The following is a 21,404-nucleotide window of genomic DNA, read 5'->3' as shown; positions in this document are numbered from 1 at the left end:
GCCGGCGCAAGCGCGCAGGTTGGAAACTCACATCGTTCCGGGCCGGGTATCGGCGACGGCCTCCGGGTCGAAGGCGATGCTCTTGATGATGGCGTGGATGGGAAGACCCGGCGTCAGGCCAAGCTCCGCCACCGATTTGCGGGTGACGCGGGCCACGAGCCGGTCGCCGCCGCAATCGAGCTGCACATCCATGCTCGCCCCTTCCGCGTCCTCGATGGAGGAAATCACGCCCGGCAGCACGTTCAGTGCGCTCAGGCCCTCGGGCTTGCGCAGGGAGAGTATGATATCGCGGGCGCGCAGGCGCACGCGCAGCCTCGTTCCGGCGGGACGCTCCAGCCGCGGCACCGTCAGCAGCCCGGCCCCCGCCTGGAGTACCGTCAACCCGAAGGCATCCTCGTGCCGCAGCACCTTCGCCTCGATCAGCGCGCCTGCCTCCGCGAGGCCCGTCTGCGCGAAGAGGCTCGTGTGCCGCAGGATCTCCGCCGCCGGTCCCGAGGCGGCCACCCGTCCCTCGGACAGAACCACGATGGATGTCGCAAGGCGCGCGATCTCGGCGACGGAATGACTCACGAGAACGATGGGCACGCCGCCCTCGTCGCGCAGGCGCTCGATGTAAGGGTAGATCTCGGCCTTGCGCGCCTCGTCAAGGGAGGCCAGCGGCTCGTCCATCAGCAGAAGCTGGGGATCGGCGAGCAGGGCCCGCCCGATGGCGACCCGCTGCCTCTCGCCTCCCGAGAGCGTCGAAGGCCGCCGCGCGAGCAGATGGCCGATGCCGAGAAGCCCCACCACATGATCGAAGCTGGCCCTGCGCTCCCGCCGCGGCGTGAAGAAGCGGCCGAAGAGCAGGTTCTGGCGCACGTTCAGGTGCGGAAAGAGGCGTGCTTCCTGAAAGACGTAACCGATCCGCCGCCTGTGCTTGGGGACGAAGACGTCAGCCTTCGTATCCACAAGCACACGCTCCTTCACGACGATGCGTCCATGATCGGGCCGCACCAGACCGCCGATGGCGTTCACCAGCGTGGTCTTGCCGGAGCCGGACGGGCCGAAAAGCGCCGTGAGCTTTCCGTCGGACCGGAAGCGCGTCTGCAGGGAAAACGCCCCCTGCTCGTGCCGGATATCGACGTCGAGGATCATCAGCCGTGAATCCGTCGGCGCGCCCGTCGCGCCAGCCATTCGGAAAGCCAGAGCGCAAGGATGGAGATGGCGATGGACACCAGCGTCAGCCGCAGCGCGCCGCCCTCGCCTCCCGGCACCTGCGTGTAGGCGTAGATGGCGGTGGGGATCGTCTGCGTCTCGCCGGGAATGTTGGAGACGAAGGTGATCGTGGCGCCGAACTCGCCCATCGCCTTGGCGAAGGAGAGAACCATTCCCGCGATGATTCCGGGAACGATCAGCGGCAGCGTCACGACCGCGAAAACCCATGTGGGATTCGCGCCGAGCGTCCCGGCGGCATCCTCGAGCTTGCGGTCGACGGCGGCGATGGAGAGGCGGATGGCGCGCACCAGAAGCGGGAACCCCATGATGGCGCAGGCGAGCGCCGCGCCTGTCCAGCGGAACGAGAACACGATGCCGAAATGCTCTGCGAGAAAAGCGCCGATGGGACCGCGCCGCCCGAACCCGATGAGCAGGAACCAGCCCACGACGACGGGCGGCAGCACGAGGGGAAGATGCACGAGAACGTCGAGCGCCTGCCTGCCCCAGAAACGCCCGCGCTCGAGCAGGAAGGCGATGGCGATCCCCGGAGCGAGGCTTGCCGCCATCGCGACGGAAGCGACTTTCAGGCTGAGGCGGACGGCTGTCCATTCCTCGGGGGAAAGTCCCTCCATCACGAACCCGTGCTCGCCTTGCTCAAGGCGGTAAATCCCTGCTTCTCGAAGAAGGGCCTGGCCTTGTCGGAGCGCAGGAAGCCCAGGAAAAGCGCGGCGTCTGGATTGGCCGAATCCTTCGTCAGCGCCACCGGGTAGACGATGGGCGGATGGCTTTCCTCGGGAAAAGTCGCGACGGCGGCCACATTCGGATCGGAGACCGCATCCGTCTTGTAGACGATCCCGAGGGCTGCCTCGCCGCGGGACACGAGAAGAAGCGCGGCGCGCACGTTGTCCGCCTGCGCGACCTTGTCCTTCACGCCCGCCCATGCGCCGAGATGCTCCAGCGCAGCCTTGCCATATTTTCCGGCAGGCACCGCATCCACATGCCCCATGGCGAGACGGTTGCCGCCGAGAATAGAGGCGAGATCGACACCGGGCTTCAGCGCGACCTGCACCGGGGCTTCTTTCGGCGCGACGAGCACGAGGGCGTTGCCGAGAAGGCTGACGCGGCTCTCCGGCTTGATGAGCCCCTTCGACGCTGCGTACTCCATCCAGTCGAGATCGGCGGAAAAGAAGAGATCGGCCGGCGCGCCCGCCTCGATCTGCTTTGCGAGGGCGCTGCTGGCCGCGTAGGACACCACGACGCGCTTGCCGGTCTCGCGCATCCAGGCCGCGCCGGCTTCGTCCAGGGCGTTCTTCAGGCTGGCGGCGGCGAAGACCACGACGTCCCGGGTCTGGGCCAAGGCCGCGCCCGGCGGCAGCGCGAGGCTCGCGCAGAAAAGCCCCAGCGCGAGCCTTCGGGTGAGCGCTCCCCATGCGAAACGCGCCTCATGCATGATCTGCCCTCCGGGGATCGGTCAAGCCGCCCGGGAGCATCCTAACCGAGCAAGGCCCATCTTCAAGCGGGGCGCCGCCGGGGAGCGGCTTTCTTCACCATGGAACGGACCAGCCTGTAGCCGAGAAGCAACGCGACGATGGCCGCATAGACCAGGGGCTCCGGCGGCCAGGACTTCACCACGAGGATGTAATGAAGCACCGCGCCGATGGCCGCCGCATAGACGAGGCGATGCAGCCGCGCCCAGGCCTGACCGCCCATCCGCCGGATGGAGGCATTGTTGGAGGTCACGGCCAGGGGGACGAGGATCGCGAAGGTGGCCATGCCGATGGTGATATAGGGCCGCTTGACGATATCGGCCGCGATGGCCGCGAGGTCGAGCCCCTGGTCGAGCACGAGATAGGTGGTGAGATGCAGGGCGGCATAATAGAAGGACAGCAACCCGATGGCCCTTCGGTAGCGCAGCAGATTGATGTTGAAGAGCTGCCGCAAGGGCGTGATGGCGAGCGTTGCGACCAGGAAGCGCAGCGCCCATTCGCCCAGCTCCTGCTCCAGGACCCGCATGGGATCGGCGCCGAGGCGATCCATGATGCCGGCGGAGAACAGCCACACGGCCGGGATGAACCCGACGAGATAAACGGCGATCTTCGGCACCTGCGGCAGGGCGAGGCCCTTGCCCGCGCCGGGCGCGGAGGCTTTTCCCGTCATCAATAGAACTTTCGCAGATCCATGCCGGCATAGAGGCTCGCCACCTGGTCGGCATAGCCGTTGAACGGAAGCGTCGGGCGGCGCTTCACGAACAGGCCGCCCTCCCCGATCCGGCGCTCCGTCGCCTGGCTCCAGCGCGGATGGTCCACATTCGGGTTCACGTTGGCGTAGAAGCCGTATTCGTCAGGCGCCTGCTTGTTCCAGGAGGTCTCCGGCTGCTTCTCGACGAAGCTGATGCGGGTGATCGACTTGATGCCCTTGAAGCCGTATTTCCACGGCACGACGAGGCGGATGGGCGCGCCGTTCTGGTTCGGCAGCGTTTCGCCATAGAGGCCGACGGCCAGGATGGTGAGCGGGTGCATGGCCTCGTCGAGCCGCAGGCCCTCCACGTAAGGCCAGTCGAGCACCGGAAACACGGATTGCACGCCCGGCATCTCCTCGGGCCGGTAAGCGGTTTCGAAGGCCACATATTTCGCACTGCCCAGGGGCTCGACGCGTTTAACGAGATCCGCCATCGGAAAGCCGACCCAGGGAATGACCATGGACCACCCCTCGACGCAGCGCATGCGGTAGATGCGCTCCTCGAGCGCCGAGGACTTGATGAGGTCCTCGATGCCGAATTCGGCCGGCTTGCCCACCAGACCGTCGACCTTGACGGTCCAGGGAGAGGTCTTGAGGGACTTGGCCCTGGCGGCCGGATCGTCCTTGCCGGTGCCGAACTCGTAGAAGTTGTTGTAGCTCGTGACGTCCTCGCGGCTCGTCGGCTTCTCGTCCGTCGAGAAGGCGCTCTTGGCCGCCGTCAGAGGCGCGGCCTCCAGGCGAAACGGCAGCGCTCCCGCCAGGGCCAGCCCGGCGGCGCCGGCCATCCATTGGCGGCGGTTGAGATAGACCTCCCGAGGCGTGATCTCGGAAGGCGCGATATCGGACGGACGGCGGATCAGCACGGCATCACCTCGTTTGAAACCCATTGTGGATGGGTACACCCGAGAACGCCAGAGGTGGCCTCACGTTTCCGTTACAGACGGCCCCGCAATGGATTAGACCGGATCAAGATTTCGTGGCCTGGACGAATTTCCGGGTGATCTCGCGCGGATTCGTGATCGCCGTGCCCACCACGACCGCATGGGCTCCACGCCGGAAGGCCTCCGCCACGAGCTCGGGCGTGTCGAAACGTCCCTCCGCGACGATGGGGGCGGCAACCGCGGCCACGAGGGCAGAGAGAAGCTCGAGATCGGGTCCCTTCGTTTTGCGGGAGGCCGTCTCCTCCGTATAGCCGGAGAGCGTGGTGGCGACATAGGTCGCCCCATGAGCGTGAGCGGCCCGGCCCTCGTCGAGGGTGGCGATGTCGGCGAAGACCTCCTTGCCGAGCTCGGACCGGATGCGACCGATCAGGCGCTCCACCGGCTCCCCGTCGCGGGGGCGAGGCGTGGCATCGAGCCCGACGATGTCGGCGCCCGCCGCGGCGATCCCGGCGGCCTGCGCGAAACCCGGCGTGATGTAGACCGGAAAGCGCTCGTCCCAGACCTTGGCGATCCCGATGATCGGCAGCGCCGTGACGGCGCGGATCGCGGCCACGTCCTCCGCCCCGTTGGCGCGAAGGCCCAGGGCGCCCCCGGCTTCGGCGGCGCGGGCCATGGCGGCCATGTGAACCGGCCCGTGAAGCGGGTTGTCGGCGCGGGCCTGGCAGGAGACGACGAGGGCGCCCTTGGGGATCAGCATGCCGGGCCTCTCCTACTTCACCGCTCCGGCCGTCATGCCCTGAATGAACTGGCGCGAGAGAGCGATGTAGAGAAGCGTGATGGGCGCGGCCGCGATGGTGAGGCCAGCAAAGAGCATGCCCCAATCGGTGGTGTATTCGCCCATGAAGGATGTCAGGCCCTGCGGCAGGGTCTTGCGCGAGTCGGTCTGAATGAAGACAAGCGGGAAGAAGAAGTCATTCCAGATCGGCACCGCGTTCTGGATCGCCGCGATCGCCATGGGCGGCCGCGCCAGCGGCAGCATCACCGACCACATGATGCGCGGCTCCGACGCGCCGTCGATGCGCGCCGCGTCCTCGAGTTCGGAGGGCAGTGTGCGCAGGAAGCCCGCCATGATGAAGACCGCGGAGGGAAGGCCGATGGCGGTATAGGTGACGATGAGGCTCCAGCGGCTGTCGAGCAGACCGAGATCGCGCAGCAGGATGAAGAGCGGGATGACCGCGAGCTTCAACGGCAGCATCAGCCCGGCCAGGAAGAACAGGAGGATGAAGGTGTTCGTGCGCGACTCGTAACGCGCCACCGCATAGCCCGCCATGGTGCCGAGCACGAGGATCAGCAGGACCGACATGCCCGTCACCAGGAGCGAGTTGATGAAATAGGTCGGCATCGCGGTCTCACCGAGAACCTTGGCGAAGTTCTGGACTTGCGTGAAGTCGGGCAGCGCGAAGGGATGCTCGAAGATCTCGCCCGTGGTCTTGAAGGCCGAGAGAACCATCACCACGACCGGATAGAGCATGATGAAGGAATTCGCGATCAGGATGACCTGCGCGAGGAAGGCGAAGGAAATCGGCCGGCGCGCGGCCGATGTATCGGAGGCGATGGCGGTCAAAACTGGATCTCCCGACGGCGCAGCCACAGGGTCAGCATGGACGCGAAGACGACGATGAAGAGGAAGAGGAGCGTGGCGAGGGCCGAGCCCAATCCGAAGTTCTGGATGCTGGCGCTCTGGTTGCCGAAGGCCGTGCGGTAGAAGACGAGGCCCAGCACGTCCGTGGAGCCGAAGGGCGAGCCGTCGAGCCCGACCATCACGTAAGGAATCTCGAACCAGTTGAACGCACCGATGAAGAGCAGCGTGAAGAGAATCGTGGTGCTCGGCGCCACGAGCGGCCACACGATGTTCTTCAACAGCTGCCATTCGGTGGTGCCGTCGAGCCGCGCCGCCTCGATGATCTCGGACGGGATGCGCTGCATGCCCGCGAGATAGACGAGGGTCGGGAAGCCGACGAAGTGCCAGGCATTGGCGAGGATGAGCGCGCCGAGCGCCGTCGCGGAATCCCCGAGCCAGGGCTTCGCCAGGGCATCGAGGCCCAGGGAATAGAGCGCCTGGTTCACGATGCCGAAATTCGGATTGAGGAAGAGCTTCCAGAGGAAGCCCACGATGATCGTCGAGAGCACCACCGGCACGAACACCGCGACCCGGTGGAAGCGGAAGCCGAAGGGCTCCTTGTAGAGGAGCCAGGCGAGGAGGAACCCGCCGCCGTTCTGGACGATCATCAGCGCCACGAGCGCATAGACGTTGTGCAGGAAGGCATTCCACACCACCGGCGCCATGGTGGCGCCGAACAGCACTTCCCTGAAGTTCTTCAGCCCCACGAACTCGCCGCGCGCCAGGCCCTGCCAGTCATAGAAGGCATAGGCGAAGGCAGAGAGGATCGGATAGACCACGAACAGCGACATGAAGACGATGGGCGGAACGACGAGGAACGCCACCCATAACCGGCGCTTCATCGATTGGGGCTGTCGGTGCGGGACATGCATGGAAAGGCTGCTCTCAGGGGAAAGGCGGCGGACGCGAAAGCCCGCCGCCCTTGTGCCAAACGCTTATTTCTGGAACGGCTTGTAGTAGGTCGCGATGCCCTTGTTGATCTCGGCCGCGGCCTGCTCGGGGGTCTGCTGGCCGGCGAGCATCTTCTGCACGTTCGACTGCAGCAGCACGGAGCCGCTCGGCTCCTGATAGCGGAAGCGCACGAGCATCAGGTAGGACATGGAGTTCTCGGCGAGCTTCGCCACATCCTGCGTGATCGGATCCTCGATCTTGATGCCCTTGATCGGCGAGAGGTTCTTCAGGGTGTTGGTGAAGGCGGTGCCGTATTCCGGCGTCGCCAGGAAGCGCACGAACTTGAGCGCGGCGTCCTTCTTGTCGCCCTTCGCATTCACCGCATAGCCGCCGTCGTAATAGGTGGCGATCAGCGCCTGATCACCCGCCTTGAGGACGGGAGCCGGGAACACGCCGAGGTCGAGCGTCGGGTTCTGGTTCTTGAAGTTCGCCACCTCATAGGAGCCGCCCGCGAACATGGCCGCGCGGCCCGCCACGAAGAGCTGCTGCGACGACGGATAATCGACGCCCGTGAAGTTCGGCGAGAAATACTGGCTGACGTCCTTCAGCTTGGCGAGCGCATTGACGAAGCGCGGATCGGTGAAGTTCGCCTTGCCGGAGACGATGTCGCTCTCGAAATCCTTGCCGAGCATGGACGAAAGCAGGCCGCCGACGATGGTCTCGTTCTGCCACGCCGTCGCCGTTCCGTTCGCGAAGGGCGTGACGTTCTTGGACTTCAGGGTCTGGGCGAGCGTCATCAGCTCGTCCCAGGTCTTCGGCGGGTTCACGCCGTTATCCTTGAAGATCTTCTTGTTGTAGACCACGAGCTGCGCCTGCATGGCGAAGGGAACGGCATAGACCTTGCCGTCGGCGCGCAGCGTCTCGGCGGCCAGGGCCGCCTCGGGGAAGTTCGCCAGTTCCGGCACGTTCTGCTTGTCGAGGGCGAGCAGGTAGCCGGGCGTCGCAATCGTCTCCAGGTTGCCGTAGGCGCGCACCTGAATCACGTCGGGACCGCGCCCCGCCGCGAGCGCCGTGGAGAGAATCGTCTGATAGTTCTCGGGCGCATAGGTCTCGAACTTCACCGTGATCCCGGGCTCCTTCGCCTGGAACTTCTTGATGATGTCCTGATAGAAGGTGCGATCCTCCTGACGCCAGCTCCAGAACGTGAGTTCGGTCTGGGCCATGGCGGCGGTGCCTGAGAACAGGAGGCTGCCGGCAGCAGCGCCCATCAGAATGCGTCGGGTCAGTTTCATTCTCAATTCCCTCATTGGTTGAAGTCCTTGTCCTCCCACCGCAGGCCCCGGCCTCTCGACCGTGCCCTGCGGAATTCCTTCAGCCCTGCATCTCGGCTGCGATCACGAGAAAGGTCGCGTCGTCATGGGTTTTAACACGTGGATACGCGCCCGCCATGAGGTCGCTGCGCTCCCTTTCCCGCAATTCCTGCATCAATTCCCTGCCCCGCCCAGCCGCAAGCTGCGCATGGAGAGCGCTGTCCGTATGAGCCGAGAACACGTCGACGAGCCGCATGAAACCGTCGGTGGCGAGCACGATGGGCTCGCCCGGCTTCACCTGCGCCTCGAAGGTCAGCTCATGCCCCGCCCAGGGGCGAAGCGGATTCACCACCCAGTAGCCGTCCGGCCGGTTGAGCCTGGTGCGGTTTTCCAGAATCTGCCGCCTGACCGCCTCCGGAATGCGGCCCGGCTCGTGCCCATGGGAGCCGAGAGCGGCGAGGGTCTTGCGCTCGAAGGGCTTCGCCCGTTCGTCGCTCCAGCGCACGATGCCGCGCTCCGACGGCACGAGGGCGACCACATCGCCCAGGAACCGGCCCTGGATGCGGAGGAGCCCGCCCTCCGCTGCCGCAGCCTCGATCAGCCCGAGGCAGGCGGACGGCGCGTGATGGTCGCCGATGGGCGAGGCATGCGCTGTCTCTTCCGCGAAGGCTGCCCGGATATCGCGCTCCAGGCGGCTCAAGACGGTCTGAGCGCCCTCCCCTGCGGCCAGGGCCGCCAACCGGCCGCCGACCACGCCCGCAAGCCACGCGGCGTCACTGCCGCCCGAGGTCAGCTGCTCGTCGGAAAGGCCGGTGGCTCCGTCTATCACCCAGGCCAAGCGGCCCTGCAAGCCGATCCCGTCCTCGTTGATGCGGGAGCCTGTCAGGGAAAGCCGGTCGAGAGACCGGAACGAAGCAGTGGGGCCAGTGACGTTCACGGCTTAACTGGTCTCATATTGGTCGTTTCATGTCTATACTGGTCTTAAAGGCTTTTCACATGGTTCTCGGGGCCTGAAAGGCTTGCCGGGGATCGTTTTGATCGAATTGATGGCCTGGGCGTTACTCTCTCGTACCCACCCGTATCGGCGAAGGATGAACCATGGTCACCTTGGAGATAGCCGGCAAGGCGGTTGCCGTGACGAACGCGGAGGAGGGGCAGGCCCTCGAACTCTTTCTCAGCGAGAGCTTTAAAGATGACCTGAAGTCGTTTAAGAGTGAGGGCCGTTCCCTTTGGGACGGCTCAGCTGCCTTGACGACACGGCCCGCATCGGAAGACGAGATCGATGCCTTCTATGAGGCCCTGGACGAAGAGGACGAGGTCGACGACAACGACGAAGACTATGACGACGGCCTCGATATCGATGTCGTGTTCCTGGTGTCCATCGACGAAATTGACGACGCCGCTGCCTCCGGCTGATGACTCTTACCGGAGCCCCTGAGGGCTCCTTTTGAAACGGTTCAGCCTCAATCCATGCCTTTTCCCAAGACCAATCCCAGCCTCGAGCGCGCCCTTGCCGATCGGGGCTACAACGACCCCACCCCCGTCCAGGCCGCGGTGCTGCAGCCGGACGCCCTCGACCGGGACCTTCTCGTCTCCGCCCAGACCGGCTCGGGCAAGACCGTCGCCTACGGCCTGGCCATGGCCTCCACCCTGCTGGGCGATGCCGAGCGCTTCGGCGCTCCCGGCGAGCCTCTGGCCCTGATCATCGCCCCGACCCGCGAACTTGCTCTCCAGGTCAACCGGGAACTGGTCTGGCTCTACGGCCCCGCCGGGGCCCGGGTCGTCTCCTGCGTCGGCGGCATGGACGTGCGCCGCGAGCAGCGGGCCCTCGCCGAGGGCTGCCATATCGTGGTCGGCACGCCGGGTCGCCTGCGCGATCACCTGGAGCGCGGCCGCCTCGACATGTCGAAGCTGCGCATCGCCGTTCTCGACGAGGCCGACGAGATGCTCGACCTCGGCTTCCGCGAGGACCTCGAGTTCATCCTCGACGCCACGCCGGAGGAGCGCCGCACGCTGCTGTTCTCCGCGACCCTGCCGAAGAACATCGTCACCCTGGCGCGCCGCTACCAGCGCGAGGCCCATCGCATCGATACCCTGGTGGAGAACGAGCCGCACGGCGACATCGAATACCGGGCCATCCGCTGCGCGCCCAATGAGATCGAGCATGCGGCCGTCAACGTGCTGCGCTTCTACGAGAGCCGCGGCGCGATGGTGTTCTGCCATACGCGCGAGGCGGTGCGCCATCTGCATGCGAGCCTGATCGAGCGCGGCTTCGCGGCGGTCGCCCTCTCGGGAGAGCTGACCCAGAACGAGCGCAGCAACGCCCTGCAATCCCTGCGCGACGGACGCGCGCGCGTCTGCGTGGCCACCGACGTGGCGGCCCGCGGCATCGACCTGCCCGATCTCGGCCTCGTCATCCATGCCGATCTGCCGAACGATCATGAAACGCTCCTGCACCGCAGCGGCCGCACGGGCCGCGCCGGGCGCAAGGGCGTGTGCGTGATGCTGGTGCCCTATACGCGCCGCCGCAAGGCCGAGAGGCTGATCGACATGGCGGGCATCGAGGCGGCATGGGCCGGGGCGCCCTCCGCCGACGAGATCCGCCTGCGGGACCGGGAGCGGCTGATGCAGGATCCGATCTTCTCCGAGGAGACGACGGAGGAAGACCTCGCCATGGCCCGCGCGCTCATCGCCGAGCGCTCCGCTGAGGAGATCGCCGCGGCCCTGGCCCGTTTCTTCCGCTCCCGCCTTCCGGCGCCGGAAGAGATCGTCGACACCGCCGACGAGCGCGGACCGCGCCAGCGCAAGGACAAGCGCGAGCGGAGCGAGGAGCGCCTGCGCGGCTTCAAGGAGCGGAGCGGGAGCCGGTCGGAAGAAGGCTTCGAGCGGCCCTCGGAGGACATGGTGTGGTTCCGCATGAGCGTCGGGCGGCGCAACAACGCCGATCCGCGCTGGCTCCTGCCGATCATCTGCCGCCTGGGTCACGTGACGAAGAAGGAGATCGGCTCGATCAAGATCTTCGACAGGGAGACCAAGTTCGAGATCGTCCGGTCCCATGCGCCGAAATTCGCCGCCGCCGTGCGCAAGGCCAACGACGAGGACATCCGCATCGAACCGGCGGATGCGGGGCCGGGCAAGCCGCGCGACGCCAAGCCCTGGGGCGGAAAGCCCAAGGGCCACGGGCCCAGCCACGCGCCCAAGGCACGGGACGCCTATCCTCCGCGAAAAGAGGCGAAGGACGCCAAAGGCCCGAAGGATCGCAAGCGCCCGAAGGACAAGAAGCGCTCCGCGGAAAAGCATTCCTGATCGAACAAAAGGCCGGGACATCCCCATGTCCCGGCCTTTCTTTCATGACGTTTGAATCCGTTTCGGATCACTCCGACTTCTTCAGCCCTTTGATGACGGCACCGGCCAGCGGCACGAGCATGCCGGGCAGAACGGTATCGAGCGGATGGCGGACGAAGCCGACGACCGCCTCACGCACGCCGCGCACCTCGTCCCGGAACTCGGTCAGCTGCTGCTGAAGGGCCTGGGCATCGGTCTCCAGCGCCTGCAGGGCGGAATTGCGCACCTCGAGGGCAAGCTCCATCTCGCGCCCAGGCTTCGACCGCTCCGCCACGACGAGCAGGAGGATCGCGATGAGGAGGTTCCCCGCCCCGATCAGCGCGGCGGCCCAGATGGCCCCCCAGGCCTGCTCCAGGGCGAAGAACAGGGCAAGATTGCCCATGAGAAAGGCGAAGACCCCGAGGAGAGCCGCCACGCCTCTCAAGGTGGAGCGCGTGAGCATCTGCCGGAAGCGGATATCCGCGATGATCGACTCGGCGCGCCACAGGACGCGCAGGTTGCGGACGAGATTGTCCATCATGGCCTTCAGCTTCTCCCCATCAGCCGCCCGACCGCGATACCCAGCGCAAAGGCGGCGAGCACGGACACGAGCGGGTGCTCTTTGACGAAATCATCGACACCGCCCGTATGCTCGGACAGGATCTTTCCCAGTTCGCCGAACTGCTCTTCGAGATCGGCTGCGGCATCCGCCGCCGGCGCACCCTGAGCCTCGTCTTTCGGCGATGCCGGCTCGGCGCGGGACGAACGCCCCTTGGCATCCGTCCTGCCGAGTTCCGCCCGCAGGATGTCGAGCTCCTCGTGAAGGCCCGTCGCGCGCGCCATGATCTAAAGGGCCCGCCGGATGCGGTTGAACGCGTCCTTGAGTTCGGAGCCGAGGATCTTCACCGCGTCGCTCACGTCCCGGGCGCTCTTGTCGAGTTCCGCCCGGCTCTCGAAGGACGTCCAGTGCTTCTCGAGTTCGGCCCACTCGTCCTGCACGTCCTTGGAGCCCAGATGGATCTTGAGCTTGATCTCGTCGCGGGTGCGCTTGAGATCGTCCACGAGCTTGGTGAAGTCCGGCATGATCGTGCTCCTCGGCAGGATGGCGCCGCCCATCGGTCAGGATGGCGCTGACCTTAGGAATATCTTGTGCCCCGGCATTGATCCTGGTCAAGGGAGGGCCTGTTTCCCCGGTGGATTGCGCACCACTGCCCCTCGGTCACGCCCTTCCGGAATCCCCTTCCAAGGCCTAGAAACCTGAATTGCTGCGGTGCAGTAAAAAATATTGTGCATTGCAACTCAGCCCCCATATGGGGGTTATCGTCAGGTGAATTTCTTACCCGGAAGGGCCCAGTCATAATGCAACGCTTAGGACAGATGATTCATCAATTGGCGCGCTATCGGCGCCAGTGGGAAACCGCGATGAAGGCGACGGGCGCCATGACGGCCTCGCTGCAGACGCCGGATGTTCCCAGCCGTCTGACGGAAGTGACAGGCTTCGGCTCCAACCCCGGCGATCTGCGCATGCTGACCTATGTGCCCGAAACGCTGGCCCCTTCGCCTGCGCTCGTGGTCGTCCTGCATGGCTGCACCCAGACGGCGGCAGGATACGATCATGGCGCGGGCTGGTCGGACCTGGCCGACCGCTACGGCTTTATCCTGCTCTATGCGGAGCAGCAGGAGGCCAACAATCCGAAACGCTGCTTCAACTGGTTCCGCATCGGCGATACCGAGCGTCATCGGGGCGAAGCCGCTTCGATCGTGGAAATGGTCGAACATGCGCTCCGGCAACACGGGGCCGACCGCAGCCGCGTCTTCGTGACCGGCCTCTCGGCCGGCGGTGCGATGACATCGACCATGCTGGCCACCTACCCCGAGGTCTTCGCCAGCGGCGCCATCGTCGCGGGCCTTCCCTATCGCTGCGCCACGAGCGTTCCGGAAGCGTTCGAATGCATGTTCCAGGGCAGGACCCGACCGGCGCAGGAATGGGGCGATCTCGTCCGCAGCGCCTCGCCCCATCGCGGTCCGTGGCCGAAGGTCTCCGTCTGGCACGGCAGCGCCGATGCCACGGTGAAGCCGATGAATGCAGGCGAGATCATCAAGCAATGGACGGATGTGCACGGCGTAACGCCCGAGCCGGCCTACAGCGAAACCGTCAACGGCTATCCGCGCCGGGTCTGGACCGATGCGTCGGGCGCCGAAATCATCGAGGAATACATCATCACCGGCATGGCGCACGGCACGCCGCTGGCCATCGGCAACGATGAGAACAGCTATGGAGCGGCCGGCCCCTTCCTGCTCGATGTCGGTATTCCCTCGAGCTTTCAGATCGCAAGGTTCTGGGGATTGACGGAAGGCCCCGAGTTGCAGGCGTCACCGCAGAACGCGGCGGAGGCAATGTCCCATCCGCCCACAGTCGAGACACGCCAGCAACCGCTTGAGACCGCGCAGACGGGAAGTGAAAAACCGACATCCCACCGGTCGGATATCGGAGAAACCATCGCCAAGGCCCTGAGAGCGGCCGGTCTCATGCGATGAGCAAACGCGGGAGGCTTCACACGCTGCCTTACGGTTTCTTCTCCTGGCGTTGCAGATCCTCCTCCTTGCGTTTCTCGCCCGTCACGCAGTTCATGCTCGGCCCGCTCGCCTGCGCTGGAACCACGAGCGGGCGAAGGCTGTCGCGCTTCTCGCCGAGGCCTGCAATCTCCCGCATGATCTTCGTGCGGATGATCATGGCGAACTGCTCCGGGTCATGAAGCGGCAGCACGAAGGAGCCCGGACCGCCGATGACGCATTCCCTGTAGTACTGGTCGAGATCTTCCTGGTCCGTGTTGGCGCCGCGATCGAACATGATCGGAAGCCCGTTGATGACGACGCCTCCTGCAACCGCCTCATCGCGCGCGGCGGTGACAGAGCGGCCATCGTTGTTCGGACCGTCGCCGGATATGTCGATCACGCGCCGGACGGAGGCGTCTTGCAGTTCGTCGAAGAGCTTGTGGCTGTAGTCGATCATGCTCGATATCGACGTCATGCCCGCCTGACGGATGGGCTGATACGTGAGCTGATTGGCGAAGGCTGTCGCTTTCGCAGGGCTGTCGATGACGGTCCAGGGGACGAGCACTCTCTGATCCTTCACGCCCGACCATTCGACATAGGTGACGGCGATGCGCCCATTGAGCCCGCTCGCTATCGCCTCGTGCACGAGGGAGGAGCGGAAGGCCTCGATGAAGCCCTCGCGCTGGAGCCCCTGTTCATCGCTCTCCATGGAGGACGAGACGTCGACCGCGAGGATGAGAGCGATATCGAGCTGCTTGTCTGGATCGGGGAGAGAGCCGGCCATTGCATCGCCGACCAGAAGGAGAAACGCGAGAATACTCAGGAGCCTGTTCGCCATGACCACCTCCGCTCCCGGCTCTCGTTTTGCCGATCTCCGTCAGAACCGCCGCTCGTCGACATCAGGCGGGCATTCGATGCACGGGAATGGTTTTAAAACGCGCCGACGGCGCTCCTGGGTTCCAAGGCCTGCGGAATGGGGAAGGAAACCTGGACCGGCGGGCCGTGAACCGGCCCGCGGAGACGGCCTCCAGGCGCGCCGAAAAACGTAACAAAATCCACTCTCTATACGCAGAGCAGACAAGGGTTGGGGAGTCGCGGTATTGATTTATTACGCTACGCAAGGGGCAGAATGATGAAACCTGATATGGACCTGATCGGCGCTCTCACCAGTTTCTCCGTCGGCACGCTCGATGGCCGCGACGCAATGATGGTGATCGAACTCGCAACGACGCCTGAAGAATACGAACAGGGCATCCGGCGCCAGATGCCGGTGGCCATGACCCCGGAGCATGCCCGCGAGCTCGGCGAGGCTCTTCTGCTGGCCGCCAAGGCCGCCCAGATGGGCGATACTCCCAGCTACGCGGTGAACTGATCCGATCATCGAAAGACGATCGGATCCTTTCTTTTCCGACCGCCAGGGCGGGCGGGATCCCATGTTGAATGGGAAGATCGCGATGAGCCCCGTGGCGTCGGGGCGGAGCGCGGCGTCGAAGAAATCGCACGCGCCGGCTCTTAAAGTGTGAGGCAACCCGACAGGCGGCGTTCTCCCTGTCCAGCCCTCTCTCGCCATGATACGGCGCCCGTCCGCAAGAACGACATCCGCAATGTTGCCGTCATGACCGGTTTCATGGCCGCTTCGTCTTCCGCTCGAGCGATGAGCGATATGGCGGCAAGATAGGTCAAAGCGATGCGCAGCAAGACACTCAGCCCGACGCGCGCTCTGACTGCGGGCATCCCGCTCGAAGCCAAGAGCCATTAAGCGCCATCCCGTTCACGGCGGAAGAAACAGACTCTGCTCAATCACGCAGGAAGCGTCTGAAGCGCACCTCGCGACTAACGGCTATCCGGCAACGCAAAACCGGAAGGCGGAAGGACCGAGGCTGCCGATGCATCTCGGGCCTCGCAGAGGCAGCGCGCACACCGTCGTGCATCCTCGCCTCTTTCATCACGCTTGTCGTTTCCATCGCCGGACGACACGGAGCCGAGTCTCATCGCGAGAGGCCCAAGCTTTGCCTTACAAGGCGGATGACAATTCAGATCGAAGACCGTCATGGGCGCCTGCACATGATGCCGCATCCTCGGTGGCGCTCCGACTTCCTCGGGCGAAGAAGTCGCCAGACTTAATCGATCCCAAAGAGAAAGGGCGGGACAGATGACTGTCCCGCCCTTGCCGTGTGTTCGAGATGGGAGGAAAGGCAGCGCCTGTTCCACCCTCTTCGAAAGTTTAGATGGCGTCCTTGAGATCCTTAGCCGCGCGGAAGGCGATCTTCTTCGAGGCCTTGATCTTGACCGGCTCGCCGGTCTGCGGGTTGCGGCCCATGCGGGCGGCGCGCTTGCGCACCTGCAGGATGCCGAGGCCCGTCAGACGGATCTTGTCGCCCTTCTTGAGGCTCTTCGTGATCAGCTCGATCACGTGGTTCATCATCTCATTGGCCTGGCGCTTGGGCAGCTCGTGCAGATGCGAGATGCTCTCCGCGATGTGGCGCAGGGTCAGGATCGGAGAAGCGGCAGAGGCGGAAGCCTTGGCAGCCTTCTTGGCAGGCGCCTTCGCTGCGGTCTTCGTCGCGGTCTTAGCCTTGGTCGCGGCAGCCTTGCTGGCGGCCTTGGCAGGGGCCTTGGCGACCTTCTTTGCTGCAGCCTTCGGCGCCGCAGCCTTCTTGGCAGGGGCCTTCTTGGAGGAAACCTTGGTTGCAGTCTTGGCCATCAGAAACTCCTTGTTTTGAACGATGAATGGGTAAGACAGCAAATCCTCCTTACCGCTTTTGCCCGAGAATTAAAGTGGCAAAGTTAGTTTTACGCACAATAGTCAGGGATACTTGCCCGTTTCTCGTCAACTCCCGGTCCTATGCTGCCCGAACAGCGCATCATCGGCCGTATTGCATGCCCGGTTCTTGGACTTTCGGAGAAGCTCAGGGCCATGCACCGGCCTGGAGAATCACTCGCGCGTTCCGTGTAGGCGGAGAGGCTGTGGGCAAGGCCCGCTTCTTCGAGGCTCTCGCGATCGGGGGGCTGGACAGCAAGGCGCGATCTGATGTCCCTTTCAACGATCGAAAAGTCCATGCGCCCCATAGGCGGATCGACAATCAAGACAAATCCGCCATATTCCCTACCGGGAAGGAAACGTCACGGTGAGAGCATGACAAGGGTCGCCTGCATCGGAGAATGCATGATCGAACTTCGGGAAGAGGCCGACGGCCGTCTGTCCCGCGGCTTCGGCGGCGATACCCTCAATACCGCCGTTTATCTTGCCCGCCTCGGAACCGAGGTCGACTACGTCACCGCCCTCGGCGACGATTCCTGGAGCGACGAGCTGATCGCAGCCTGGAAGGCGGAAGGCGTCGGCACGGACAAGGTCCTGCGCCTGAACGGGCGCCTGCCCGGCCTCTACATCATTCAAACGGATCCCAAGGGCGAGCGCCGGTTTTCCTACTGGCGCGACACGGCGGCGGCCCGTCTGCTGTTCGAGGCGCCGGAGGGCCGGAGCATCGTCGAAGCCATCGCGGCCTACGATCTGATCTATGTCTCGGGCATCTCCTTGTCGCTCTATGGAGAGCACGGAAGGAAGCGCCTGTTCCCCGTCCTGCGCGATGCCCGCGCGAAGGGCAAGCGCGTGGCCTTCGACACGAATTTCCGTCCGAGGGGATGGCCCGATGCGGATGTCGCGCGGATGGCCTTCCGCCAGGCCTTCGATTGTGCCGACATCGTTCTCGCCTCGACCGAAGACCTCGACCTGCTGTTCGGCCGCAAGGGAATCGAGGAAGTACTGGCTTTCTCCGACCGCGCCGAGATCGTCCTGAAATATCCCGACCTGACCTGCCGCGTGCTGATGAGAGGCGATGAAACCGTCGTGCCGGGCACGCCCGCCGAGGACGTCGTCGATACGACGGCCGCAGGCGACAGCTTCGCGGCCGCCTATCTGAATGCGCGCCTGCGAGGCGAAAACCCGCAAGAAGCGGCCCGGGCGGGACATCGCCTTGCGGGACAGGTCGTCCGCTATCGCGGCGCGATCATTCCGCGCGAGGCCATGCCGTAAGCTCTCCGCCCCATCGCCCGTTCAAGGAACCCTCTGCATGACCCAAGACCTGACGGCTCTCTCCAGCACCCGCGACAGGAATCTCGCCGACCTTCTCCGCTCCGGCCCGGTCGTTCCGGTCATCACCCTCGAGCGCGTGGAAGACGCCGTTCCTCTCGCACGGGCGCTCGTGGCGGGCGGGTTGAAGCTTTTGGAAATCACGCTGCGGACGCCGGCCGCCGCCGATTGCGCCGCCGCCATCATCGGCGAGGTGCCCGAGGCCATCGTCGGCATCGGCACGGTTCTCACGCCTAAGGATCTGGAACGGGCGCAAGCCCTGGGCGCGCGCTATGCCTTGAGTCCCGGCGCCACGCCGGATCTTCTCGCAGCAGCCTCACGCAGCGAGATGCCGTTCATCCCCGGCATCGCCACGGCCTCCGAACTCATGGCCGCGCTGGCGCACGGCTTTCACACCGTCAAGTTCTTCCCCGCCGTTCCGGCCGGGGGCATTCCGGCCTTGAAGGCGCTGGCGGGCCCCTTCCCGCAGGCGCGCTTCTGCCCGACGGGCGGCATCGACGAGAAGAACGCCGGGGAGTGGCTCGCCCTGCCCCATGTCGTGGCCGTCGGCGGTTCGTGGGTCTGTCAGCCCTCCGACATCCGCGCGCAGGCCTGGGACGCGATCACGGCAAAGGCGAAGCGTGCCGTCATGGCCGCAAGCGGTGGCTGAGCCTCCTGCGCGCAGCGCCTGACATTTGGTCGAATTGTCAGCCTGTCCCCCTGCGGCAATACTCCCGGCCAAAGGGGAGAACGCCAGTGGCCGCGACGATCTATGATATCGACCTCGACAAGAACCCGGCGAATTACCAGCCGTTGACGCCCCTTGCCTTCCTGGAGCGCGCAGCCAGCGTGCATCCGGATCGGATCGCGATCGTCCATGGGCCGCTGAAGCGCAGCTACCGCGATTTCTATGCCCGCGCGCGGCGCCTGGCCTCGGCCCTCGCCCAGCGCGGCATCGGACGCGGTGATACGGTCTCCGTGATGCTGCCCAACACCCCGGCCATGCTCGAATGCCATTACGGCGTCCCCATGACCGGCGCGGTGCTCAACACCCTCAACACGCGCCTCGATGCCAAGATCCTCGCTTTCTCCCTGGAGCACAGCGAAGCCAAGGTGCTGATCACGGACCGGGAGTTCTCAGCCACCATCAAGGCGGCTCTCGCGCAGAGTTCCCGCAAGCCCCTGGTGATCGACTACGACGACCCCGAATTCACCGGCGCGGGCGAACGCCTCGGCGCCCTGGAATACGAGGACTTCCTCGACGGGGGCGATCCGGATTTCGTCTGGAGCCCGCCGCAGGACGAATGGGATGCGATTGCCCTCAACTACACATCCGGCACCACCGGCGATCCCAAGGGCGTCGTCTATCACCATCGCGGCGCCTATCTGCTCGCCATGGGCAACATCCTCACCGCCGCCATGGGCCAGCACCCTGTCTATCTGTGGACGCTTCCCATGTTTCACTGCAACGGCTGGTGCTTTCCCTGGTCGCTCTCCCTCGTCGCGGGCACCCATGTGTGCCTGCGGGCGGTGCGCGCCAAGCCCATGTACGACGCGCTCGCCGACCACAAGGTGACCCATCTGTGCGGCGCGCCCATCGTCATGTCGGCGCTGCTCAACGCGCCGGCATCCGAGAGGCGGCCCCTGCCCCACACGGTCAAATTCATGACGGCGGCGGCCCCGCCGCCGGAGGCGGTGCTTGCGGCGATGAAGGCCGCGGGCTTCGACGTGACGCATCTCTACGGCCTGACGGAAGTCTACGGCCCGGCGGTCGTGAACGAATGGCATCAGGACTGGGATGCGCTCGCTCCCGGCGAATATGCGGCGAAGAAGGCGCGGCAGGGCGTGCGCTATCCGGTTCTGGAAGCCCTCGATGTGCTCGACCCGGTCACCATGCAGCCCGTTCCCGCGGATGGGCAGACCCTCGGCGAGGTGATGTTCCGCGGCAACGTGGTGATGAAGGGCTATCTCAAGAACCCGGCGGGCACGGCCAAGGCCTTCGAGGGCGGCTGGTTCCATTCCGGCGACCTCGGCGTGAAATATCCGGACGGCTATGTGCAGCTCAAGGACCGCTCGAAGGACATCATCATCTCGGGCGGCGAGAACATCTCCTCCATCGAAGTCGAGGATGCGCTCTACAAGCATCCCGCCATCCAGGCGGCGGCGGTCGTGGCGATGCCGGACGAAAAATGGGGCGAAACCCCGTGCGCCTTCGTGGAATTGAAGCCCGATCAATCCGTTTCGGCCGAGGACATCGTCGCCTGGTGCCGTCAGAATCTCGCCTCCTACAAGTGCCCACGCACGGTGATCTTCACGGAGCTGCCGAAGACCTCCACGGGCAAGATCCAGAAGTTCCAGCTGCGCGAAATGGCGCGGACCCTGAAAGCTGCGGGCTGAATGCGGGGCGCTTCAACGCCCCTTCCACACCGGCTTGCGCTTTTCGATGAAGGCGTCGATGCCCTCGGCCGCATCCTCGGCCATCATGTTGCAGGCCATCACATGGCCCGCATAGGCATAGGCCTCCTCCAGGCTCATGGAGCGCTGGCGGCCGAACATGGCCTTGCCCGTGCGGATGGCGACCGGGCTCTTCGCGCAGATCTCGGCGGTCAGCGCATCGACGGCCCTGTCCAGCTCCGCATCCGGCGCGACGCGGTTGACGAGACCGAAGGAGAGCGCCTCGGCGGCGGAAATGAAGCGGCCAGTGACGAGCATGTCGAATGCGCGCTTGGGCGCGACGTTGCGGGAAAGCGCTACCGCCGGCGTGGAGCAGAAGAGGCCCACATTGATGCCCGATACGGCAAAGCTCGCGCTCTGGGCGGCCACCGCGAGATCGCAGGAGGCGACCAGCTGGCATCCGGCAGCGGTCGCCATGCCCTGCACGCGCGCGATCACGGGAACGGGCAGGGTGACGATGGCCTGCATCACCCGGCTGCATTGCGCGAACAGGGCCTCGTAGTAATCCTGGCGCGGATGGGCGCGCATCTGCTTGAGGTCGTGCCCCGCGCAGAACGCCTTGCCCGATGCGGCCAGAACGACGCAGCGCACCGCCTGGTCCTCCTTGAGCCCGTCGAGCGCCGCCTGGAGCGCCGACAGCATCTCCTCCGACAGGGCATTGAACCGGGACGGCCGGTTGAGGGTCAGGGTCACGACCCCGTTCCGCTCATCGCGCAGCAAAAGGGGATCGTCGGCAAGGGCCTCTTGGGCGCTCATGAGCATTCTCTCCCGGACTGGCGGTGCGTTGTCTCGGGAATCCAACCCGA

General features: G+C 65.2%; 23 protein-coding genes and 1 pseudogene. 7 read left to right on the top strand and 17 right to left on the bottom strand.

Annotated features, from left to right (window positions below):
• Nucleotides 1-27: 27 nt before the first annotated feature.
• From modC to L879_RS0104510, 10 genes are all read right to left on the bottom strand, one after another.
• Entirely contained in the window at nt 28-1,134 is a 1,107-nt protein-coding gene (gene modC / locus L879_RS0104555; RefSeq protein WP_027315063.1) for a molybdenum ABC transporter ATP-binding protein, read from the bottom strand.
• Nucleotides 1,134-1,826 (bottom strand): molybdate ABC transporter permease subunit, encoded by a 693-nt coding sequence (gene modB / locus L879_RS0104550; RefSeq protein WP_027315062.1) that lies wholly within the window; start codon nt 1,824-1,826, stop codon nt 1,134-1,136. The genes modC and modB overlap by 1 nt, the downstream gene beginning before the upstream one ends.
• On the bottom strand, nt 1,826-2,644 hold the full coding sequence (gene modA, locus L879_RS0104545; RefSeq protein ID WP_027315061.1) for a molybdate ABC transporter substrate-binding protein: 819 nt from the start codon (nt 2,642-2,644) through the stop codon (nt 1,826-1,828). Before modA ends, modB begins: the two co-directional genes overlap by 1 nt.
• Nucleotides 2,645-2,706: 62 nt before the next feature.
• A complete protein-coding gene (msrQ, locus tag L879_RS0104540) occupies nt 2,707-3,351 on the bottom strand; it encodes a protein-methionine-sulfoxide reductase heme-binding subunit MsrQ (RefSeq protein WP_027315060.1) in 645 nt (214 codons plus the stop codon).
• Nucleotides 3,351-4,319, bottom strand: a complete 969-nt coding sequence (gene msrP, locus L879_RS0104535; protein ID WP_051435031.1) for a protein-methionine-sulfoxide reductase catalytic subunit MsrP — start codon at nt 4,317-4,319, stop codon at nt 3,351-3,353. Before msrP ends, msrQ begins: the two co-directional genes overlap by 1 nt.
• A 79-nt stretch (nt 4,320-4,398) precedes the next feature.
• Nucleotides 4,399-5,070, bottom strand: a complete 672-nt coding sequence (locus L879_RS0104530; protein WP_027315058.1) for an N-acetylmannosamine-6-phosphate 2-epimerase — start codon at nt 5,068-5,070, stop codon at nt 4,399-4,401.
• 12 nt (nt 5,071-5,082) lie between these two features.
• Nucleotides 5,083-5,937 (bottom strand): carbohydrate ABC transporter permease, encoded by an 855-nt coding sequence (locus tag L879_RS0104525; RefSeq protein WP_027315057.1) that lies wholly within the window; start codon nt 5,935-5,937, stop codon nt 5,083-5,085.
• On the bottom strand, nt 5,934-6,836 hold the full coding sequence (locus L879_RS0104520; protein ID WP_245265168.1) for a carbohydrate ABC transporter permease: 903 nt from the start codon (nt 6,834-6,836) through the stop codon (nt 5,934-5,936). The genes L879_RS0104525 and L879_RS0104520 overlap by 4 nt, the downstream gene beginning before the upstream one ends.
• A 93-nt stretch (nt 6,837-6,929) precedes the next feature.
• The gene (locus L879_RS0104515) at nt 6,930-8,177 is read right to left on the bottom strand and encodes an extracellular solute-binding protein (RefSeq protein WP_027315055.1); all 1,248 of its coding nucleotides are present in this window, start codon (nt 8,175-8,177) and stop codon (nt 6,930-6,932) included.
• 79 nt (nt 8,178-8,256) lie between these two features.
• Entirely contained in the window at nt 8,257-9,132 is an 876-nt protein-coding gene (locus tag L879_RS0104510; protein ID WP_027315054.1) for a hypothetical protein, read from the bottom strand.
• Nucleotides 9,133-9,293: 161 nt separating this feature from the next.
• On the opposite strand from L879_RS0104510, the gene L879_RS0104505 reads away from it, so the two are divergent.
• On the top strand, nt 9,294-9,611 hold the full coding sequence (locus tag L879_RS0104505; RefSeq protein ID WP_027315053.1) for a hypothetical protein: 318 nt from the start codon (nt 9,294-9,296) through the stop codon (nt 9,609-9,611).
• Nucleotides 9,612-9,665: 54 nt separating this feature from the next.
• On the top strand, nt 9,666-11,501 hold the full coding sequence (locus L879_RS0104500) for a DEAD/DEAH box helicase (RefSeq protein WP_027315052.1): 1,836 nt from the start codon (nt 9,666-9,668) through the stop codon (nt 11,499-11,501).
• Between the two features lie 67 nt (nt 11,502-11,568).
• Here the strand turns inward: L879_RS0104500 and L879_RS20450 are convergent, their stop codons facing one another.
• The 3 genes from L879_RS20450 to L879_RS0104485 are packed head-to-tail and all read right to left on the bottom strand — an operon-like array spanning nt 11,569 to nt 12,602.
• Entirely contained in the window at nt 11,569-12,060 is a 492-nt protein-coding gene (locus L879_RS20450) for a hypothetical protein (RefSeq protein WP_035458655.1), read from the bottom strand.
• 5 nt (nt 12,061-12,065) lie between these two features.
• Complete coding sequence (locus tag L879_RS0104490; RefSeq protein ID WP_027315051.1) at nt 12,066-12,362, bottom strand: DUF883 C-terminal domain-containing protein; 297 nt, start codon at nt 12,360-12,362, stop codon at nt 12,066-12,068.
• A gap of 3 nt (nt 12,363-12,365) precedes the next feature.
• On the bottom strand, nt 12,366-12,602 hold the full coding sequence (locus L879_RS0104485) for a hypothetical protein (RefSeq protein ID WP_035458750.1): 237 nt from the start codon (nt 12,600-12,602) through the stop codon (nt 12,366-12,368).
• Nucleotides 12,603-12,896: 294 nt separating this feature from the next.
• Here L879_RS0104485 and L879_RS0104480 point away from each other — a divergent pair, with 294 nt between their 5' ends.
• A complete protein-coding gene (locus tag L879_RS0104480; protein ID WP_245265167.1) occupies nt 12,897-14,057 on the top strand; it encodes an extracellular catalytic domain type 1 short-chain-length polyhydroxyalkanoate depolymerase in 1,161 nt (386 codons plus the stop codon).
• A 28-nt stretch (nt 14,058-14,085) separates the two neighbouring features.
• Here L879_RS0104480 and L879_RS20445 read toward each other — a convergent pair whose 3' ends face one another.
• A complete protein-coding gene (locus tag L879_RS20445; protein WP_035458654.1) occupies nt 14,086-14,913 on the bottom strand; it encodes a DUF1194 domain-containing protein in 828 nt (275 codons plus the stop codon).
• A gap of 291 nt (nt 14,914-15,204) precedes the next feature.
• Here L879_RS20445 and L879_RS24195 point away from each other — a divergent pair, with 291 nt between their 5' ends.
• On the top strand, nt 15,205-15,447 hold the full coding sequence (locus L879_RS24195; protein WP_245265166.1) for a hypothetical protein: 243 nt from the start codon (nt 15,205-15,207) through the stop codon (nt 15,445-15,447).
• A 105-nt stretch (nt 15,448-15,552) separates the two neighbouring features.
• On the opposite strand, the pseudogene L879_RS24575 reads toward L879_RS24195, so the two are convergent.
• Both L879_RS24575 and L879_RS24570 read right to left on the bottom strand, forming a co-directional pair.
• Nucleotides 15,553-15,831, bottom strand: a pseudogene (locus L879_RS24575) (extensin family protein); the annotation flags it as partial.
• A gap of 468 nt (nt 15,832-16,299) precedes the next feature.
• Nucleotides 16,300-16,779 carry an HU family DNA-binding protein gene (locus L879_RS24570; protein WP_084020723.1) on the bottom strand — a complete coding sequence of 160 codons (480 nt, stop codon included), beginning with the start codon at nt 16,777-16,779 and terminating at the stop codon, nt 16,300-16,302.
• Nucleotides 16,780-17,241: 462 nt separating this feature from the next.
• Between L879_RS24570 and L879_RS0104460 the strand changes: the two genes are divergently transcribed.
• The 3 genes from L879_RS0104460 to L879_RS0104450 all read left to right on the top strand — a co-directional run bounded on the left by L879_RS0104460 (nt 17,242) and on the right by L879_RS0104450 (nt 20,541).
• On the top strand, nt 17,242-18,108 hold the full coding sequence (locus L879_RS0104460) for a sugar kinase (protein WP_438268092.1): 867 nt from the start codon (nt 17,242-17,244) through the stop codon (nt 18,106-18,108).
• A 37-nt stretch (nt 18,109-18,145) separates the two neighbouring features.
• The gene (eda, locus tag L879_RS0104455) at nt 18,146-18,814 is read left to right on the top strand and encodes a bifunctional 4-hydroxy-2-oxoglutarate aldolase/2-dehydro-3-deoxy-phosphogluconate aldolase (RefSeq protein ID WP_035458653.1); all 669 of its coding nucleotides are present in this window, start codon (nt 18,146-18,148) and stop codon (nt 18,812-18,814) included.
• An 86-nt stretch (nt 18,815-18,900) separates the two neighbouring features.
• The gene (locus L879_RS0104450) at nt 18,901-20,541 is read left to right on the top strand and encodes an acyl-CoA synthetase (RefSeq protein ID WP_027315045.1); all 1,641 of its coding nucleotides are present in this window, start codon (nt 18,901-18,903) and stop codon (nt 20,539-20,541) included.
• 12 nt (nt 20,542-20,553) lie between these two features.
• Here L879_RS0104450 and L879_RS0104445 read toward each other — a convergent pair whose 3' ends face one another.
• Nucleotides 20,554-21,354: an enoyl-CoA hydratase gene (locus tag L879_RS0104445; protein ID WP_027315044.1), complete on the bottom strand. Its 801-nt coding sequence runs from the start codon at nt 21,352-21,354 to the stop codon at nt 20,554-20,556.
• Nucleotides 21,355-21,404 lie beyond the last annotated feature (50 nt).

The organism is Microvirga flocculans ATCC BAA-817 (assembly GCF_000518665.1).
GTDB lineage: Bacteria > Pseudomonadota > Alphaproteobacteria > Rhizobiales > Beijerinckiaceae > Microvirga > Microvirga flocculans.
The sequence above is the reverse complement of the archived record's forward strand: the minus strand, read 5'-3'. Positions and strand labels throughout refer to the sequence as shown.

Coding starts and splice junctions, on each gene's coding strand:
- L879_RS24570 (WP_084020723.1), bottom strand. CDS start 16,779: ATGGCCAAGACTGCAACCAAGGTTTCCTCCAAGAAGGCCCCTGCCAAG.
- msrP (WP_051435031.1), bottom strand. CDS start 4,319: ATGGGTTTCAAACGAGGTGATGCCGTGCTGATCCGCCGTCCGTCCGAT.
- L879_RS0104515 (WP_027315055.1), bottom strand. CDS start 8,177: ATGAAACTGACCCGACGCATTCTGATGGGCGCTGCTGCCGGCAGCCTC.
- L879_RS0104480 (WP_245265167.1), top strand. CDS start 12,897: ATGATTCATCAATTGGCGCGCTATCGGCGCCAGTGGGAAACCGCGATG.
- L879_RS20450 (WP_035458655.1), bottom strand. CDS start 12,060: ATGATGGACAATCTCGTCCGCAACCTGCGCGTCCTGTGGCGCGCCGAG.
- msrQ (WP_027315060.1), bottom strand. CDS start 3,351: ATGACGGGAAAAGCCTCCGCGCCCGGCGCGGGCAAGGGCCTCGCCCTG.
- eda (WP_035458653.1), top strand. CDS start 18,146: ATGACCCAAGACCTGACGGCTCTCTCCAGCACCCGCGACAGGAATCTC.
- L879_RS20445 (WP_035458654.1), bottom strand. CDS start 14,913: ATGGCGAACAGGCTCCTGAGTATTCTCGCGTTTCTCCTTCTGGTCGGC.
- modA (WP_027315061.1), bottom strand. CDS start 2,644: ATGCATGAGGCGCGTTTCGCATGGGGAGCGCTCACCCGAAGGCTCGCG.
- L879_RS0104460 (WP_438268092.1), top strand. CDS start 17,242: ATGATCGAACTTCGGGAAGAGGCCGACGGCCGTCTGTCCCGCGGCTTC.
- modC (WP_027315063.1), bottom strand. CDS start 1,134: ATGATCCTCGACGTCGATATCCGGCACGAGCAGGGGGCGTTTTCCCTG.
- L879_RS0104505 (WP_027315053.1), top strand. CDS start 9,294: ATGGTCACCTTGGAGATAGCCGGCAAGGCGGTTGCCGTGACGAACGCG.
- modB (WP_027315062.1), bottom strand. CDS start 1,826: ATGGAGGGACTTTCCCCCGAGGAATGGACAGCCGTCCGCCTCAGCCTG.
- L879_RS0104520 (WP_245265168.1), bottom strand. CDS start 6,836: ATGAAGCGCCGGTTATGGGTGGCGTTCCTCGTCGTTCCGCCCATCGTC.
- L879_RS0104500 (WP_027315052.1), top strand. CDS start 9,666: ATGCCTTTTCCCAAGACCAATCCCAGCCTCGAGCGCGCCCTTGCCGAT.
- L879_RS24195 (WP_245265166.1), top strand. CDS start 15,205: ATGATGAAACCTGATATGGACCTGATCGGCGCTCTCACCAGTTTCTCC.
- L879_RS0104530 (WP_027315058.1), bottom strand. CDS start 5,070: ATGCTGATCCCCAAGGGCGCCCTCGTCGTCTCCTGCCAGGCCCGCGCC.
- L879_RS0104445 (WP_027315044.1), bottom strand. CDS start 21,354: ATGAGCGCCCAAGAGGCCCTTGCCGACGATCCCCTTTTGCTGCGCGAT.
- L879_RS0104490 (WP_027315051.1), bottom strand. CDS start 12,362: ATGGCGCGCGCGACGGGCCTTCACGAGGAGCTCGACATCCTGCGGGCG.
- L879_RS0104485 (WP_035458750.1), bottom strand. CDS start 12,602: ATGCCGGACTTCACCAAGCTCGTGGACGATCTCAAGCGCACCCGCGAC.